Source organism: Chroococcidiopsis cubana SAG 39.79, from assembly GCF_003991895.1.
Lineage (GTDB): Bacteria > Cyanobacteriota > Cyanobacteriia > Cyanobacteriales > Chroococcidiopsidaceae > Chroococcidiopsis > Chroococcidiopsis thermalis.
Window position 1 is genome coordinate 1 of record NZ_RSCK01000236.1, and the last position, 2,239, is coordinate 2,239.

Annotated in this window: 1 protein-coding gene and 1 pseudogene; one reads left to right on the top strand and one right to left on the bottom strand. The window is 46.2% G+C overall.

Annotated elements, in window-relative coordinates; genetic code table 11:
* Nucleotides 1-206: 206 nt before the first annotated feature.
* Nucleotides 207-1,439 (bottom strand): saccharopine dehydrogenase family protein, encoded by a 1,233-nt coding sequence (locus DSM107010_RS37590; protein WP_127025397.1) that lies wholly within the window; start codon nucleotides 1,437-1,439, stop codon nucleotides 207-209.
* A gap of 301 nt (nucleotides 1,440-1,740) precedes the next feature.
* Between DSM107010_RS37590 and DSM107010_RS37595 the strand changes: the two are divergent.
* Nucleotides 1,741-2,166 (top strand): annotated as a pseudogene (locus DSM107010_RS37595) (IS1 family transposase); the annotation flags it as partial.
* Nucleotides 2,167-2,239 lie beyond the last annotated feature (73 nt).

A 2,239-nucleotide genomic window follows, 5' to 3' on the forward strand; every position in this document is an offset into this window, starting at 1 on the left:
TCTAAATCTCAGCATTGACCAAAAAGTGGTCACTTCAACAGGATTGACCGCTTTTTTCTTGATTTAGTCTAAACTCCAGGTGGTAAGGGCGCACAGAGAAAGTGCCCCTACAAATGTCACGCACGCAATCGAGAATTGCTATAAGTGTCGTCCCCCTAACTAAGGGTAGGATCTTCTGATGAGCCGTGAGTTGTTGTTTTTATCGCTCACCTTTGGCAAAAATTTCGATCTAGATCGACAGTCATACCTGCATGGCGCAACCGTTCTGCCAGAACGTCACCGAGTCCAGTTGCAGGGGTGAGGATACCCCCGCGCCGATCGCCGGGGAGTTTGTCTTCATTCAACGCCAAACACAATGCTGACTCGCACAAAAATTTCACTGTAGCGCGGTTGCCAGGATCGCCGCGATCGCAAATCAGTCCCCATACCTTGCGTCCGTCGCTCGTCAATCCTAAAAGTTCGCAACGAAACCATCCCTCGTTCATTGTTTTCTCCGATGGTCCGCTACCCGGTTGGGGTAAAAGGGGTTGCAGCAGGCTACGGATTGGCGGTTGCTGGATTGCCCCTATAAATAGAGCCGTTGCTGCTGTAATCCCAACTGCTGGTAGCCACCCTATCGGGGGGTCGAACTTCAGATATTCTTGGTAGGTAAAGTCAACGCCGTATGGCTCCTGCCACTGACTATATAATGCACTACTACGGCGTACCACGCGAGTATTAACCGCACCCATGAAAAATGGCGCTACCCACGTATCAAGATCGGGATCGTATTGCGGGAATTCTGGATCTCGATTGCGTTCTATTTCTTCTGGCGAGCGATCGCTTGTTGGATTGAGTAGGAAAGGATTGCTTACCTGACTTACCTGAGTGGAATTGTAAATGTTAAAAGCAGAAGCTAGAGTCCCACCGTTGAATCCGCCCATAGCTTGATAGTAAGCTTTCACCGCTCGGCAGGATGTTCCTAGTTCTCGTTGGATGTAGCGGACGATCAGGTAAGTCCCCAGATCCGAAGGCACGGAATCAAACCCACAGCAGGGAATAATGCGAGTTCCATCGGCTGCGGCTCTGTCGTGGTAGCGATCGCAGAGTTCTTTCACCCAAGGAGTCTCGCCGGTAATGTCAACGTAGTGAGTTTTGAAGCGCACGCAGGCATCAACAATTTTATTGCCATAGAGAGCGAATGGTCCTGCCGTATTCAGCAGTACCCGCGTCTGGGACACGATGTTATCTATGGCAGTTTCATCTTGGCTGTCTGCAACTAATACATCGACATTGACACCAACTTGCGCCTTTACTTGTTCGAGTTTGTCACGGTTACGACCTGCGATCGCCCAACGTACTTCGCTTGGAGTTACATGCTGGGCAAAGTATTGCACTGTTTGCTTTCCAGTAAAACCACTAGCTCCGTAAAGCACGACATCGTATGGACGAGCGGTCATCGAATGGCATCCTCCTGATGAGTTAAATCTGTTTTACCAATTTCCAGCAGTTGTTTTGATTAATCAACTTATAACAATACCTCAATCGATCTTAAAAGTTCTGGTAGTGATACGGAAGTAGTGGTGAGGTAGAACCCTTGCTCCGTCAGCATCCTGTATAATATTAGCTAATGCGAACAATCCCCAGATAATTGCCCACGAATTAGCATTTTTGATGACAACAATTTTAGCATTCTTACTTTATTCATTCATATTACTACTGTCGAGATTAACACGAGAGTCGATAGAACCATCTCCAAAAATATGTGAAGAACCTTTAAAACGAGTCTGTCCTACCTGTAACTCTGAGCATGCAATTAAAAATGGTTCAACTCACAATGGCAAGCCCAAATATCAGTGTAAAATCTGTAGTCGTCAATTTGTTATCGGTGCTACTAAAACTACTGTTTTAAAAGAAACGAAACAACTGATTGATCGACTCTTACTTGAGAGGATATCATTGCGAGGAATTGCTAGAGTGGCTCAAGTAAGTTGGTCTTGGTTACAAGATTATGTCAATCAAAAGCTAGCTCAAACCCCGCGCCAGGTCGAGGCTTTAGCCAAAACACTAGGTAAATTGCTGATTGAATGTGACGAGATGTGGTCATTCGTTGATTGCAAGAAGAACGAAGTTTATATTTGGCTAGCAATCGATCGTAAGTCGCGAAAAATTGTCGGTTGGGTAGTGATACGGAAGTAGTGGTGAGGCTCAAATCCTGTCTAGCTCTGTGTTGTAGCCATGAATGAAGTACCAAACAGCT